At 52.0% G+C, this 15,437-nt stretch carries 12 protein-coding genes, 1 tRNA gene and 1 pseudogene; all 14 read right to left on the bottom strand.

Annotated features, from left to right (window positions below; genetic code table 11):
* The coding region (locus tag U2W12_RS01210; RefSeq protein WP_326498850.1) for a GTP-binding protein at positions 1 to 116 on the bottom strand (116 nt) is incomplete at its 3' end.
* 26 nt (positions 117 to 142) lie between these two features.
* Positions 143 to 2,245, bottom strand: a complete 2,103-nt coding sequence (fusA, locus tag U2W12_RS01205) for an elongation factor G (RefSeq protein ID WP_326498849.1) — start codon at positions 2,243 to 2,245, stop codon at positions 143 to 145.
* A 28-nt stretch (positions 2,246 to 2,273) separates the two neighbouring features.
* A complete protein-coding gene (gene rpsG / locus U2W12_RS01200) occupies positions 2,274 to 2,744 on the bottom strand; it encodes a 30S ribosomal protein S7 (protein ID WP_326498848.1) in 471 nt (156 codons plus the stop codon).
* Between the two features lie 14 nt (positions 2,745 to 2,758).
* The gene (gene rpsL / locus U2W12_RS01195; RefSeq protein ID WP_326498847.1) at positions 2,759 to 3,142 is read right to left on the bottom strand and encodes a 30S ribosomal protein S12; all 384 of its coding nucleotides are present in this window, start codon (positions 3,140 to 3,142) and stop codon (positions 2,759 to 2,761) included.
* A gap of 192 nt (positions 3,143 to 3,334) precedes the next feature.
* A complete protein-coding gene (gene rpoC / locus U2W12_RS01190; protein WP_326498846.1) occupies positions 3,335 to 7,540 on the bottom strand; it encodes a DNA-directed RNA polymerase subunit beta' in 4,206 nt (1,401 codons plus the stop codon).
* A 75-nt stretch (positions 7,541 to 7,615) separates the two neighbouring features.
* Complete coding sequence (rpoB, locus tag U2W12_RS01185; RefSeq protein WP_326498845.1) at positions 7,616 to 11,692, bottom strand: DNA-directed RNA polymerase subunit beta; 4,077 nt, start codon at positions 11,690 to 11,692, stop codon at positions 7,616 to 7,618.
* A gap of 126 nt (positions 11,693 to 11,818) precedes the next feature.
* On the bottom strand, positions 11,819 to 12,187 hold the full coding sequence (gene rplL, locus U2W12_RS01180; RefSeq protein WP_326498844.1) for a 50S ribosomal protein L7/L12: 369 nt from the start codon (positions 12,185 to 12,187) through the stop codon (positions 11,819 to 11,821).
* 44 nt (positions 12,188 to 12,231) lie between these two features.
* Entirely contained in the window at positions 12,232 to 12,726 is a 495-nt protein-coding gene (rplJ, locus tag U2W12_RS01175) for a 50S ribosomal protein L10 (RefSeq protein WP_326498843.1), read from the bottom strand.
* Positions 12,727 to 12,915: 189 nt separating this feature from the next.
* On the bottom strand, positions 12,916 to 13,611 hold the full coding sequence (gene rplA / locus U2W12_RS01170) for a 50S ribosomal protein L1 (protein WP_326498842.1): 696 nt from the start codon (positions 13,609 to 13,611) through the stop codon (positions 12,916 to 12,918).
* Complete coding sequence (gene rplK / locus U2W12_RS01165; protein WP_326498841.1) at positions 13,611 to 14,042, bottom strand: 50S ribosomal protein L11; 432 nt, start codon at positions 14,040 to 14,042, stop codon at positions 13,611 to 13,613. Before rplK ends, rplA begins: the two co-directional genes overlap by 1 nt.
* Positions 14,043 to 14,143: 101 nt before the next feature.
* Complete coding sequence (gene nusG / locus U2W12_RS01160) at positions 14,144 to 14,677, bottom strand: transcription termination/antitermination protein NusG (protein ID WP_326498840.1); 534 nt, start codon at positions 14,675 to 14,677, stop codon at positions 14,144 to 14,146.
* Between the two features lie 4 nt (positions 14,678 to 14,681).
* Positions 14,682 to 15,062 (bottom strand): preprotein translocase subunit SecE, encoded by a 381-nt coding sequence (gene secE, locus U2W12_RS01155; protein ID WP_326498839.1) that lies wholly within the window; start codon positions 15,060 to 15,062, stop codon positions 14,682 to 14,684.
* Positions 15,063 to 15,105: 43 nt separating this feature from the next.
* Positions 15,106 to 15,181: transfer RNA gene (locus tag U2W12_RS01150), tRNA-Trp, on the bottom strand.
* 49 nt (positions 15,182 to 15,230) lie between these two features.
* Positions 15,231 to 15,437, bottom strand: a pseudogene (gene tuf / locus U2W12_RS01145) (elongation factor Tu); the annotation flags it as partial.

Genomic DNA, 15,437 nt, shown 5'->3' with positions numbered 1-15,437 from the left:
AATTCCGCCATAACTTTGGTCAGCGCTGCCGTCAATGTGGTTTTGCCGTGGTCAACGTGTCCGATGGTGCCGACGTTAACGTGTGGCTTGCTACGGGAAAATTTCTCTTTGGCCATGTGTCAATACCCTATCTTTTTAATATTCAAAATAATGAAGATTTCTTAATAATCGCATCCGCAATACTAGCCGGCGCCTCATTGTATTTTTCAAATTGCATCGTATATGTCGCTCGCCCCTGAGTCGCCGACCGCAAATCGGTCGCATAACCAAACATTTCGGCAAGCGGCACTTCACAGCTGATTGCCTTGCCTGACGGCGTATCGTCCATGCCATGGATCACACCGCGGCGCCGGTTCAAATCGCCGACGACGTCGCCCATATAATCCTCGGGCGTGATCACTTCCACTTTCATGATCGGCTCGAGCAGCACAGGATCCGCTTTTCTCGCACCTTCACGGAAACACATCGAACCGGCGATTTTGAACGCCATTTCGTTCGAATCGACATCGTGATAGGAACCATCAAACAGGGTTACCTTGACATCGAGAACCGGATAACCAGCCAGCACGCCACTCTTCAATTGCTCCTGCACGCCTTTATCCACTGCAGGAATATATTCTTTCGGCACCACGCCGCCAACGACTCCGTTAACGAACAAGTAGCCAGCTCCAGCCTCTTGAGGCTCTATCTTCAACCAGACATGGCCATATTGGCCGCGTCCGCCGGATTGCCTGATAAATTTGCCTTCCTGCTCAACAGACTTCCGTATCGTTTCACGGTATGCCACTTGTGGAGCGCCGACATTGGCTTCGACATTGAACTCTCGACGCATCCGGTCGACAATGATTTCCAAATGCAGTTCGCCCATACCGGAAATAATGATCTGCCCTGTTTCCTCGTCCGTTTTGACCCGAAATGAAGGGTCTTCCTGAGCGAGCTTGCCAAGCGCGATACCCATCTTTTCCTGGTCGGCCTTGGTTTTCGGCTCTACCGCAACAGAAATAACCGGATCCGGAAAGTCCATTCGTTCCAGAATGATTTTTTGATTCTGATCACACAGGGTATCGCCGGTCGTCACATCTTTCAGGCCGATCGCCGCGGCTATATCGCCGGCACGGACTTCCTTGATCTCTTCACGGCTGTTCGCATGCATCTGCACAAGCCGTCCGATTCGCTCCCTGCGCTTTTTGACCGAGTTATAGATGCTGTCACCGGAATTCAGCACGCCGGAATAAACCCTAAAAAAAGTCAGGGCACCGACAAAAGGATCGGTCGCGATCTTAAAAGCCAATGCAGCGAACGGCGCATCATCAGTGGATGGACGCTCCGCCTCGGTTTCTTCGTCTTCCAAATGACCCTTGATCGCCATCACATCGGTCGGCGCCGGCATATAGTCGATCACCGCATCCAGCATTGCCTGCACACCTTTGTTTTTAAAGGCTGAGCCGCAGAAAGCCGGCACTAGTTTATTCGCTATCGTCTGCTGACGAATGCCTTGCTTAATTTCTTCGTCCGACAAATTTTCTTCGAGAAGATACTTTTCCATCAGCTCTTCGCTGGACTCGGCAGCCGCTTCAACCAGGCGCTCGCGCCAAGTCTTGCATAGCTCCAACATCTCGACCGGGATATCCTTTTCTTGAAAAGTCATTCCCATGTTGGCTTCATCCCAATAGATAGCCTTCATCTTGAGCAAATCAACCACTCCTTCGAATCGATCCTCTGCGCCGATAGGCAACTGCATGGGAACCGCAAGACTTCCAAGTCTTGTCTTGATCTGTTCGATCACTCTCAGGAAATTCGCTCCCGAACGATCCATCTTATTGACAAATACCAAACGCGGAACATGATACTTATTCGCCTGCCGCCAAACGGTCTCTGACTGCGGCTCAACGCCACCGACCGCGCAAAAGACTGCGCAGGCACCGTCCAACACTCTAAGCGATCGCTCGACCTCAATTGTGAAATCGACGTGACCCGGCGTATCAATGATGTTGATACGATGCTGCGGATACTGCTTTTCCATGCCCGACCAAAAGCAGGTAGTCGCCGCGGACGTGATTGTAATCCCGCGCTCCTGCTCTTGCTCCATCCAGTCCATCGTCGCAGCACCATCATGCACCTCGCCTATCTTATGCGATACGCCGGTGTAATACAGGATACGTTCCGTTGTCGTTGTCTTGCCAGCGTCGATATGGGCCATGATACCGATATTACGGTATCGCTCTATCGGAGTTTTACGCGCCACTGACTAAATTACAACTTGGCTTAACTGATTACCAGCGGTAGTGCGAGAACGCTTTGTTCGCTTCCGCCATACGATGAGTATCTTCACGCTTCTTAGCTGCGGAGCCTCTATTTTCATATGCATCCAACAACTCGCCGGCCAATTTGCCAGCCATGTTTTTTTCGTTTCTCTTATGCGAAGCATCAATCAACCAGCGCATTGCCAACGCGACACGACGGGCCGGACGCACTTCAACCGGCACTTGATAAGTCGCACCACCAACACGCCGAGACTTCACCTCAACACGCGGCTGCACGTTTTCAAGAGCCTTCGACAAAACATCCAAAGGCTCACCATGACCTTTGCTTTCAATCATATCAAGCGCACCATATACGATGCCTTCGGCGATTGATTTTTTGCCACTTTCCATGATCATGTTCATGAACTTAGTCAGCATGACGCTGCCATATCTTGGATCAGGAATGATTTCTCTTTTAGTAGCAACTCTTCTTCTAGACATAGCTCATCAACCTATTATTTTTTGCCGCCTTTTGGCCGCTTGGTGCCGTACTTGGAACGACCGCATTTTCTATTATTGACGCCAGAGGTATCCAGACTACCGCGCACGACGTGATAGCGCACGCCCGGCAAATCCTTGACCCGGCCACCCCTAATCAACACCACGGAGTGCTCTTGCAGATTATGACCTTCGCCGCCGATATAGCTACTGACTTCAGCGCCGTTGGTCAACCTAACCCGCGCCACCTTACGCAGGGCCGAGTTCGGCTTCTTGGGTGTAGTGGTATAAACACGCGTGCAAACCCCCCTGCGCTGTGGACAGGCTTCCAATGCAGGAACATTGGTTTTTTCGATTTTTTGGGCGCGTGGCTTACGGACCAATTGGTTGATCGTGGCCATTTTTCTAATTACTCCGATTCAAAAATAACTGCCAGACTATAAAAAAATAACCGCCTGGCTGGCTTATCGCGCCGGCGGTTAATGATTTTTCGACCTGACCAATCACGTTAGTTTATGTTAGCCGTTTATCATACCGGTAAACATCGACAAGGTCAAGACGAATTTTCTTTAAATTGTATCTTAACTCGACACTTACAGATTTAATGCCTGTTTCAGTGCTTCCTCAACATCACCGGCATCAACCGTCGTTGCCGCTTCGGACTCGACGACCTGATATTGGGCAGCCCGGTTTTTCCTGTTTTCGTGGTAGGCCAAGCCGGTCCCCGCAGGAATTAATCTGCCGACTATCACGTTTTCTTTCAAACCTTGCAAGCCATCGCTAAGCCCACGAACCGCCGCATCGGTCAAGACGCGGGTTGTTTCCTGGAACGATGCGGCCGAAATGAAAGACTCGGTTGCCAATGAGGCCTTGGTGATACCCAGCAAGACCGGCTCGAAACTGGCTGGAATCTTACCTTCGACTTCCATCTTGTCGTTTTCTTCACGCAATGCGGCGCGCTCGACCTGATCACCTTTCAGGAAGGTTGTGTCGCCGGACGCTGTAATCTCGACCTTTCTGAGCATTTGGCGAATGATTGCCTCAATATGCTTGTCATTGATTTTTACGCCTTGCAGACGGTAAACATCCTGGATTTCCTTGACCAGATAATTTGCCAGTTCCTCGACACCGCGCAGGCGCAGAATATCGTGCGGGGTCAACTCCCCTTCTGCAATCGTTTCACCCTTTTCGACATACTCACCTTCGAAAACGGTAATATGGCGCCATTTTGGAATCAGGGTTTCGACTTGCTCACCGGCAGGATCGGTAATGATCACGCGCTGCTTGCCTTTGGTTTCCTTGCCGAAAGACACGGTGCCGCTGGTTTCGGCCAAAATCGCCGGATCCTTGGTTTTACGTGCTTCGAACAAATCCGCGACACGCGGCAAACCGCCGGTGATGTCACGGGTTTTCGAGGATTCCTGCGGAATTCTCGCGAGTACGTCGCCGACTTTTACTTCGCCGCCATCCTTGATGCCGACAATCGCGCCAGCCGGCAGGAAGTATTGCGCCGGAATTTCGGTGCCCGGCAGGAAGATTGCCTCGCCGTTTATGCCAATCAGTTTTACCATCGGACGCAATTCCTTACCCGCGCTGCCGCGTTGTTTCGGATCGGTCACGACCAACGAACTCAAACCGGTCACTTCGTCGGAGATTTTTTGCACGGTGACCCCTTCGTGGAAATGTTCCAGCGTGACCACGCCTTCCACCTCGGTAACGACAGGGTGCGTATGCGGATCCCACGTCACGATGATGTCGCCGGTATTCACGCGACTACCCTCCTGTACCGACAGCACCGAACCGTAAGGAATCTTGTAACGCTCTCTTTCACGACCATAATCATCGACAACGCCAACCTCACCGGAACGCGATACCGCGACCAGATTGCCTTCGCGGTTGCTGACCGATTTCAGGTTGCTCAAGCGCACAGTACCTGACGACTTGACCTGAACGTTGCTGATCGCAGCCGACCGGGACGCTGCCCCACCGATGTGGAAGGTCCGCATCGTCAACTGTGTACCCGGCTCACCGATCGATTGCGCCGCGATCACGCCGACCGCTTCGCCGATATTAACCCGATGGCCGCGCCCCAGGTCCCGGCCATAGCAAGACGCACAGACGCCGTAACGGTTTTCGCAGGTAATGATCGAACGCACCATCACCTGGTCGATGCTTTGCTCTTCGAGCACGCCGACCCAATGCTCATTCAGCAAGGTGCCCGCCGGCACAACCACGTTTTCACCGGACGCATCCAGCACATCCATCGCCGCGACCCGCCCCAACACGCGTTCAGACAACGGCTCGACGACATCTCCGCCTTCGATGATCGGAGTCATGATCAAGCCGTTTTCGGTGCCGCAATCCTCGCCGGTAATCACCAGATCCTGTGCAACGTCGACCAGACGGCGAGTCAGATAGCCGGAGTTCGCGGTTTTCAATGCGGTATCGGCCAAACCTTTACGTGCCCCATGGGTCGAGATGAAGTATTGCAATACGTCCAGACCTTCACGGAAGTTCGCGGTGATCGGCGTTTCGATGATCGAGCCGTCCGGCTTCGCCATCAAACCGCGCATCCCGGCCAACTGACGAATCTGCGCTGCGGAACCCCGCGCACCCGATTCAGCCATCATGAAGATCGAGTTGAACGATTTTTGCTTAACGAGTTGACCTTCGGCATTTTCGACAGATTCCTCGCCGAGGCCGTCCATCATCACTTTCGCGACCTGATCGTTCGCATGTGACCAGATATCGACAACCTTATTATACCGTTCGCCGTCGGTAACCAGGCCGGACGCATACTGGCTTTGAATCTCACTGACCTCTGCTTCGGCGCCCTTGATGATGTCGACTTTCTTCGCCGGAATCGCCATGTCCTCGACGCCAAATGACACGCCGGAGATTGTTGCATAGCGGAAACCGAGATACATCAGCTGGTCAGCCAGAACGACGGTATCCTTATTGCCGAGATAGCGGTAACAATAATTGATCAGACGCGAGATGTTCTTTTTGGTCATATCGCAGTTGACCAATTCAAACGGCATCAACTCGGGTACGATATCCCAGATCAGCGCGCGGCCGACCGTTGTTTCGACACGATGCGTATTTTCGATGATGTCGCCGTTTTCAGCCTTGCTTCTTTCGGTGATCCGCAGTTGAATTTTCGACTGCAGCTCGACCGTTTTTTCCATCAAGGCTTTCTGAACTTCGCCGACGCTTACGAAGATGCTGTCCGCGCCTTTCGCATTGACTTTCTGCCGACTGATGTAATACAAGCCCAAAACCACGTCCTGCGACGGGTTAATCACCGGTTCGCCGTTCGCCGGCGACAAAATGTTATTCGTCGCCATCATCAGCGTTCTGGCTTCGAGCTGCGCTTCGAGCGACAACGGAATATGTACCGCCATCTGGTCGCCGTCGAAGTCAGCGTTGAACGCGCTACAGACCAACGGATGCAATTGAATCGCCTTGCCTTCGATCAGAATCGGCTCGAACGCCTGAATGCCCAGACGATGCAAAGTCGGTGCCCGATTCAGCAAAATTGGATGCTCGCGGATCACTTCCTCGAGAATATCCCACACTTCGGCGCCTTCGCGTTCGACCATTTTTTTGGCCGCCTTGATGGTGGTCGCATGGCCGCGGAACTGCAACTTACTGAAGATGAACGGTTTGAATAATTCCAACGCCATCTTTTTCGGCAGGCCACACTGATGCAGACGCAAGGTCGGACCGACCACGATAACCGAACGGCCGGAGTAGTCGACGCGCTTGCCGAGCAGGTTTTGCCGGAAACGCCCCTGCTTGCCTTTGATCATATCGGCCAAAGACTTAAGCGGACGGCGGTTGGTGCCGGTAATCGCACGGCCGCGACGGCCGTTGTCGAGCAAGGCATCAACCGATTCCTGCAGCATGCGCTTTTCGTTGCGCACGATAATGTCCGGCGCATTCAGATCCAGAAGTCGGTTCAGCCGGTTGTTCCGGTTGATCACGCGGCGATACAGATCGTTCAGATCGGAAGTCGCGAAGCGGCCGCCGTCCAACGGGACCAATGGGCGCAACTCGGGCGGCAGGACAGGCAACACTTTCAGGATCATCCATTCCGGCCGGTTTCTGGAACTCAGCAGCGAGTCGATCACCTTCAAGCGTTTCGAATATTTTTTTATCTTGGTTTCGGAGTTGGTCGAATTGATTTCCTCGCGCAGGACATTGACCTCTTCTTTTAGGTCGATAGCTTTCAACAAGTCATAGATCGCCTCGGCGCCCATCTTCGCAATGAAATCATCGCCGTGCATCTCGACTGCATCGAGATATTCGTCGTCAGTCAACAATTGACCCTTGTTCAATGGAGTCAAACCCGGATCAAGCACCACGAACGATTCGAAATACAACACGCGCTCGATTTCGCGTAGCGTCATGTCGAGCAATAATGCAATCCGCGACGGTAATGACTTCAGAAACCAAATATGCGCAACCGGGCTGGCCAATTCGATATGGCCCATTCGTTCACGGCGGACTTTCGACAAGGTCACTTCGACGCCGCATTTTTCGCAGATTACGCCGCGGTGCTTCAGTCTTTTGTATTTACCGCACAAGCATTCATAGTCGCTGACCGGCCCGAAGATCTTCGCGCAGAACAGACCATCGCGCTCAGGCTTGAAAGTGCGGTAATTGATCGTCTCGGGTTTTTTGACCTCACCATAAGACCAAGCGCGGATCATGTCGGGCGATGCCAAGCCAATGCGGATGCCGTCGAAATCTTCGGCACGGCCTTGGCGCTTCAAAAAATTCATTAAATCTTTCAAGAGTTTATCCTCTTTAAATTTAAATACGTCCCGGAATGTTCCGGGACGGGCTAGCGTTTACTTGCCAGCTGGCTGTTAATCGCGTTCCAGTTCGATATTGACCGCCAGCGAACGGATTTCCTTGATCAACACGTTGAACGATTCCGGCATGCCGGCATCCATTTTGTGATCGCCGTCGACGATGTTTTTGTACATCCGCGTCCTGCCGGTCACATCGTCCGACTTCACGGTCAGCATTTCCTGCAACGTATAAGCCGCGCCATAGGCTTCGAGAGCCCAGACCTCCATTTCTCCGAAACGCTGGCCGCCGAACTGGGCCTTACCGCCAAGCGGCTGTTGCGTGACAAGACTGTAAGGACCGGTCGATCTCGCATGCATCTTATCATCGACCAAATGATTCAACTTCAACATGTACATGTAGCCAACCGTGACCTCGCGCTCGAAACGCTCGCCGGTCAAGCCGTCATACAACACCGTTTGTCCGTGTTCCGGCAAATCGGCAAGCCTCAACATCGTGCGAATATCGTCTTCGGTCGCGCCGTCGAATACCGGCGTCGCCATCGGCACACCTCCGATCAGATTCGCTGCCAGTTCGAGAATTTCCTTATCCGAGAAGGAATCCAGATTTTCCTTACGGCCGCTCGAATTGTAAATCTTGTCGAGGTATTCGCGGATTTCATTGATCTTGGCTTTCGCTTCGAGCATTTTGCCGATTTTGATACCAAGACCTTTCGCGGCCCAGCCCAAGTGCGTCTCAAGCACCTGACCGACATTCATCCGCGACGGTACGCCGAGCGGATTCAACACGATGTCGACCGGGTTGCCGTCGGCAGTGTAAGGCATGTCTTCTATCGGACGGATCATCGAGATGACCCCCTTGTTTCCGTGCCGTCCCGCCATTTTGTCGCCTGGCTGAATGCGCCGTTTGACCGCCAGATAAACCTTCACCATTTTCAACACGCCCGGCGGCAAATCGTCGCCCATCGTGATTTTCTTGCGCTTGGTTTCGAACTTTTCATCGAATGCTTTGCGTTGCTGTTCGACCTGATCGGCCGCAGCTTCGATGTGCACATTCAGGTCTTCGTCTTTCATTCGGATTTTCAGCCAATCCGAATGTTTCAAGCCCGCCAGATAATCGCCGGTGATTTCGCTACCGACTTTCAAATGGCCCGGTCCAGACTGCGCAACCTTACCCGTGATCAGCTTCGCGATCCGCGCATAAATATCGCCTTCGAGGATTTTCAGCTGGTCGTCCAGATCCTTACGGTATCGTTTGATTTCCGCGTCTTCGATCTCCAGCGCACGCTTGTCCTTTTTCACGCCATCACGGGTAAACACCTGCACGTCGATGACCGTGCCTTCGATGCTGCTCGGTACGCGGAGCGACGTATCCTTAACATCGGCCGCCTTCTCGCCGAAAATCGCGCGCAGCAATTTTTCTTCCGGCGTCAGTTGGGTTTCGCCTTTCGGCGTGACCTTGCCGACCAGAATGTCGCCCGGCTTCACTTCGGCGCCGACATACACGATGCCGGACTCATCCAGTTTTGACAATGCTTCTTCGCTGACGTTCGGAATATCGGCGGTGATTTCTTCCGGGCTGTGCTTGGTATCGCGCGCGACGCAGGTCTTTTCCTCGATATGGATCGTGGTGAAACGGTCTTCTTTCACGACGCGCTCGGAAACCAGGATAGAGTCCTCGAAGTTGTAACCGTTCCAAGGCATGAACGCGACCAACATGTTCTGCCCCAGCGCAAGTTCGCCCAAATCGGTCGATGGGCCGTCAGCTAGAATGTCGCCGGCTTTCACGATGTCACCCGGCTTTACCAGCGGTTTCTGGTTGATACAGGTATTCTGGTTCGAACGGGTGTATTTGGTCAGATTGTAAATATCGACACCCGGAGCACCGGTTTCGGTTTCGGTGTCGTTGACCCTGACCACGATTCTTGCCGCATCCACGGCTTCGATGCTGCCGCCGCGTGTCGCCACCACAGCCACGCCGGAGTCTTTCGCTACGGTCCGCTCCATTCCGGTGCCGACCAGCGGCTTCTCGGCGCGCAAGGTCGGAACGGCCTGACGCTGCATGTTCGATCCCATCAACGCGCGGTTCGCGTCATCATGCTCAAGGAACGGAATGATAGAGGCCGCGACCGAGACGATCTGTTTCGAGGACACGTCCATGTATTGCACGGTGTCGGACATCGCCAAGGTAAATTCGTCCTTATGGCGGCAGGATACGAGGCCTTCGATCAGCTTGCCGTTGTCATCGACCGGCACACTGGCCTGCGCGATCACGAACTCGCCTTCTTCGATCGCGGACAAATAATCCACCTGATCGGTCACCTTGCCATCGACAACCTTACGATAAGGCGTTTCGAGGAAACCATATTCATTAGTTCGGGCATAGACCGACAACGAATTGATCAAGCCGATGTTCGGACCTTCCGGTGTTTCGATAGGACATACACGACCATAGTGGGTCGTATGAACGTCGCGCACTTCGAAACCGGCACGCTCGCGCGCCAGACCGCCCGGACCCAAGGCCGAAACACGGCGTTTGTGGGTGACCTGGGACAGCGGATTGTTTTGATCCATGAACTGCGACAACTGGCTCGATCCGAAGAATTCCTTGACGGCGGCCGACACCGGTTTCGCATTGATGATCTCCTGAGGCATCAGACCTTCGGAATCGGCCAAGGTCAAACGCTCCTTGACCGCACGCTCGACGCGTACCAGGCCGACGCGGAACTGGTTCTCGATCATTTCGCCAACCGACCGCACACGCCGGTTGCCCAAATGATCGATGTCGTCGACATTACCGTTGCCGTTACGAATGTCTATTAGTTCTTTCAAGACATCGATGATGTCTTCGCTGCTCAGCGTACCGGAACCGACGATTTCGGTGCGACCCAAACGGCGGTTGAACTTCATCCGGCCGACGGTCGACAAATCGTAGCGCTCATCGGTAAAAAACAGATTCTGAAACAGGTTCTCGGCCGATTCTTTAGTTGGCGGTTCACCTGGGCGCATCATCCGGTAAATTTCGACCAACGCTTCCATCTGGTTGGTAGTCACGTCCAGACGCATCGCATTCGAAATGTACGGCCCTCTGTCCAAATCATTCACGAACAGCGTATCGATTTCGCTGACGCCATTTTCGATGAAGCGGTCAATCGCAGCGACTGTAACCTCGTCGTTGACACTGGCCAGCAACTCACCAGTCGTCTGGTCAATAATGTTATTCGCCAGAATCTTTCCGACCAAATAGTCTTTTGGCACAACAACCTGGGTTAACCCCGCCACGAGCATCTGACGAATATGTTTGCTGGTGATCCGGCGACCTTCCTCGACGATCACCTTGTCTTCGTGCTTGATGTCGAATGCGGCGATTTCGCCACGCATTCTTTCCGGCACGATGTGGAACAGTACCTGATCGGCACTGATCGTAAATTTGTTCGTTTCGAAGAAAATCTTGATGATTTCTTCGTTATCCATGCCGAGCGCTCTGAGCAGAATCGTTGCCGGGATTTTGCGGCGGCGGTCGATACGCACATAAACGCAATCCTTGTGGTCGAACTCGAAGTCCAGCCAAGAACCCCGATATGGAATGATGCGCGCATTGAACAACAATTTTCCGGACGAATGCGTCTTGCCTTTGTCGTGATCAAAGAACACGCCAGGCGACCGATGTAATTGCGAAACAATGACCCGCTCGGTACCGTTGATCACAAAAGTCCCGTTTTCGGTCATCAACGGAAGTTCGCCCATGTAAACTTCCTGTTCACGAATGTCCTTGACTACTTTTGCAGTCGCAGGGGCATCTTTATCATAGATGACCAGCCGCACCAGAACTCTTAACGGCGCCGCAAAGGTCGCGCCGCGTTGTTGACACTCGCGCACATCGAACACTGGCTCGCCCAGGCGATAGCTGACATATTCCAGCACTGCATAACCGGAGTGGCTTTCGATAGGAAATACGCTGGAGAAGGCCGCATGCAGACCGTTATTGGCGCGTCTTTGCGGAGAAACGCCAGATTGCAGAAAACTGGCGTAAGAATTAATCTGGGTGGCTAAGAGATATGGCACATCAAGTACTTCAGTACTTTTGCCAAAGTTGTTACGGATACGCTTTTTTTCGGTAAAAGAGTAGGACATATCGATTCCAAACCTTTTCGTCATGGACTGTTTTTACTGTTTTTCGACTGGAAACAGTAAAAGGCCGGTGATAATTCTATCACCAGCCGTACTCATTTGGCTTGCGCCGGGATTGATCAAATGAAATTATTTGATATCGACGGTTGCGCCAGCTTCCAACAATTGTTTCTTGAACTCTTCCGCTTCGGCTTTTGAAACGCCTTCTTTCAGAGTGGTTGGAACGCCTTCTACTGCGTCTTTCGCTTCTTTCAGACCCAGACCGGTGATGGTGCGAACCGCTTTGATGACGCCGACTTTATTTTCGCCGAAGCCAGTCAAGATGACATCGAATTCGGTTTGCTCTTCAACAACCGCTGCGGGTCCTGCAGCAGGCGCCGCAACCGCAACAGCCGCAGTGACGCCGAATTTTTCTTCCATCGCTGAAATCAAATCAACGATTTCCATCACGGTCATATTCGCAACCGCTTCCAGGATGTCTTCTTTTGATACTGCCATCTTAATATACCTCTAAAAATTTGTTGTAACGGGTTAACGCAAGCTTATGCCGCTTCTTTCTGGTCTCTGACCGCCGCCAAGGTGCGGGCCAATTTGCCGACTGGCGCCTTCATGACAGACATCAGCATGCCGATACCTTGATCGCGCGTCGGCAAGCTCGCCAAACGAGCCAATTCGGCAGGACCATAGGCCTGACCGCCGATCGCAACGACTTTAGTAATTAACTTGTCGTGCGTTTTGGCAAAATTGTGAATCAATCGCCCTGCCGAACCTGGATCTTCCATTGAGAATGCCAACAGCAATGGACCGACCAGTCCGGATTGCATGCATTCGAATTCGGTTCCGGCGACTGCGCGTCTTGCCAGGGTGTTTTTGACCACCCGCAGATATACGCCCGTCTCTCTCGCGGTTTTACGCAGTTCGGTCAATTCCGTTACGCTTAAACCACGATATTCTGCAGCGACGGCAGAAAATGCTTTAGCGGCATATACAGCGACTTCTTCGACAACAGCTTTCTTGCCGTCTAAATTTAGTGCCACAGCCTACCTCCGGTAAGTGACTGGATATTCATCCAGCGTGATGAAACGCATCTCTTAGGATGCACCTTACGGTCCCTTTCCCCAGTTTATTAGGTTCCAGCTTCCGTCTGCGCAGGAAATTAAGTTTATGCAACACCTGCGGTCTTTGACGGTTGCCGTAATTACCGGCAACCCAAAGTCTTTACAGCCTTAACTTGAAAGACTGTTTTGATCCAGCCACAGGCCCGGACCCATCGTTGAGGACAAGGTAATTTTTTTGATGTAAATACCTTTTGAAGTTGCAGGCTTGGCTTTTCTAAGATCCGCCAGCAACGCTTCCAGGTTGCCCTGAATCGCCGCCGCATCGAAACTAATTTTGCCGAGCGTGCAATGGATGATGCCAGCTTTGTCGGTACGGTAACGCACCTGGCCGGATTTTGCATTTTTGACCGCTGTCGCAACATCGGGTGTCACGGTGCCGACTTTCGGATTCGGCATCAGACCGCGCGGCCCCAGAATTTGACCTAACTGGCCGACCACACGCATCGCGTCAGGAGAAGCGATCACCACATCGAAATTCAATTCGCCTTTTTTGACTTGGTCGCCGAGGTCATCCATACCGACGATATCCGCGCCAGCCGCTCTGGCCGCATCTGCATTCGGGCCTTGAGTAAACACCGCAACGCGTACGCTTTTACCGGTGCCATTCGGCAGCACGGTTGCGCCTCTAACGTTTTGGTCGGATTTGCGCGGATCGACACCCAAATTCACACTGACATCAATCGATTCGCTGAACTTGGCTGTGCCCAGTTCTTTCAGCAACGCAACAGCGTCCGTGATCGAATATTGCTTGGTTCTTTCGACCTTGCTTTTAATTAATTTTGCTTTTTTAGATAACTTGGCCATTATAAGCCCTCCACATTCAAGCCCATGCTGCGCGCGCTGCCGGCAATCGTTTTGACCGCAGCTTCCAGATTTGCCGCATTCAAATCCTCCATTTTGGTCTTCGCAATTTCTTCCAATTGTGCACGCGTTACGGTGCCGACCTTTTTGGTGTTCGGATTGCTGCTGCCACTCTTGATGCCGCTGGCTTTTTTCAACAGAATCGTCGCTGGCGGGGTCTTGGTGATGAAGGTAAAACTGCGGTCACTGTAAACGGTGATCACAACAGGCAACGGCAAGCCTTTTTCAACGTCTTGGGTCTTCGCATTGAATGCCTTGCAAAACTCCATGATGTTAACGCCGCGCTGACCCAATGCCGGACCAACCGGTGGACTTGGGTTCGCTTCACCTGCTTTGACTTGCAGTTTGATGTATGCTGTAATTTTTTTAGCCATTGTTACTCCAAATTGGGTGCAAACGCATTTCTGCTCCCCCTAGACACAAAAATCCCCGCCTTATGCAGACAGGGATTCAGTTAATACTCAATTGTAATTTCTCAGCCTTTTTCGACCTGATTGAAACCCAACTCAACTGACGTGGATCGTCCAAATATCAAAACAGACAATTTCAATTTACTTTTTTCGTAATTGACTTCTTCGACGGCACCGTTGAAATCTTTAAACGGCCCATCGATAATCCGGATCACTTCACCGACTTCAAACAGAATTTTAGGCCTTGGTTTGTTGATGCCTTCTTCGACCCGATTCAAGATCGACATCGCTTCCTTCTCGGAAATCGGCGCGGGCCTATCCGAGGTACCACCGATAAAACCCAAGACTCTCGGCACATCACGCACCAAATGCCAGGTTTCATCGGTCAATTCCATTTGCACCAACACATAACCCGGGAAAAATTTTCTTTCGCTTTTCCGTTGCTGCCCCAAGCGCATTTCGACGATCTCTTCAGTCGGAACCAAGATCTTGCCGAAATATTGCTCTAATCCTTCTCTTTTGATTCTTTCTTCTAGAGCCTGCTTAACTTTACCCTCGTAATTTGAGTAAGCATGCACCACATACCATCGCAATGCCATCCGATTACCCGCCTTGGCCCGTTAAAAGACGCACACCCCAAAAAAGAAACATATCCAGCAACCAAAGGATCAACGCAACCACCGTCACCATCGTAAACACCATTAATGTTGTCCGCGTGGTTTCATCTTTTGTCGGCCAGACAACTTTTCTAACCTCGACTTTTGATTCTTGCGCAAAAGCCCATACGGAACGACCTAATTCGGTCGTCAGCATCATGACCAGTACCGCCGCTACGATCACAATCAAGCCAAGCACACGGTATATCAACTGCACCTGCTCCGCAAAATAATAGAATGCAGCAACGCCACCAACCACCAATACCGCGGAAAAAACTTGTTTTACAATATCCAGTATTGATGTCTGCGCTTCAGCTTGAGTATTCATATTTTTTAAAGTCAGCAAAAATGCTTGTGGTGATATTCGTAAATGGCAGGCCAGGAGGGTCTCGAACCCCCAACCTGCGGTTTTGGAGACCGCTGCTCTACCAATTGAGCTACTGACCTGTTACGAAAAACCTACAGAAAACTGCTTATTGTAACTAAATTGCAATCATTATTCAACGATTGACGCCACAACGCCCGCACCGACCGTGCGACCGCCTTCGCGAATTGCAAAACGCAAACCTTCTTCCATCGCGATCGGCGAAATCAATGTGATATCGACGGCGATGTTGTCGCCCGGCATCACCATTTCAACGCCTTCCGGCAAATCCACCGCGCCGGTAACGTCGGTTGTTCTGAAATAGAACTGTGGACGGTA

The organism is Methylomicrobium sp. Wu6 (genome assembly GCF_035916875.1).
Taxonomy (GTDB): Bacteria; Pseudomonadota; Gammaproteobacteria; order Methylococcales; family Methylomonadaceae; genus Methylomicrobium.
The sequence above is the reverse complement of the archived record's forward strand: the minus strand, read 5'-3'. Positions and strand labels throughout refer to the sequence as shown.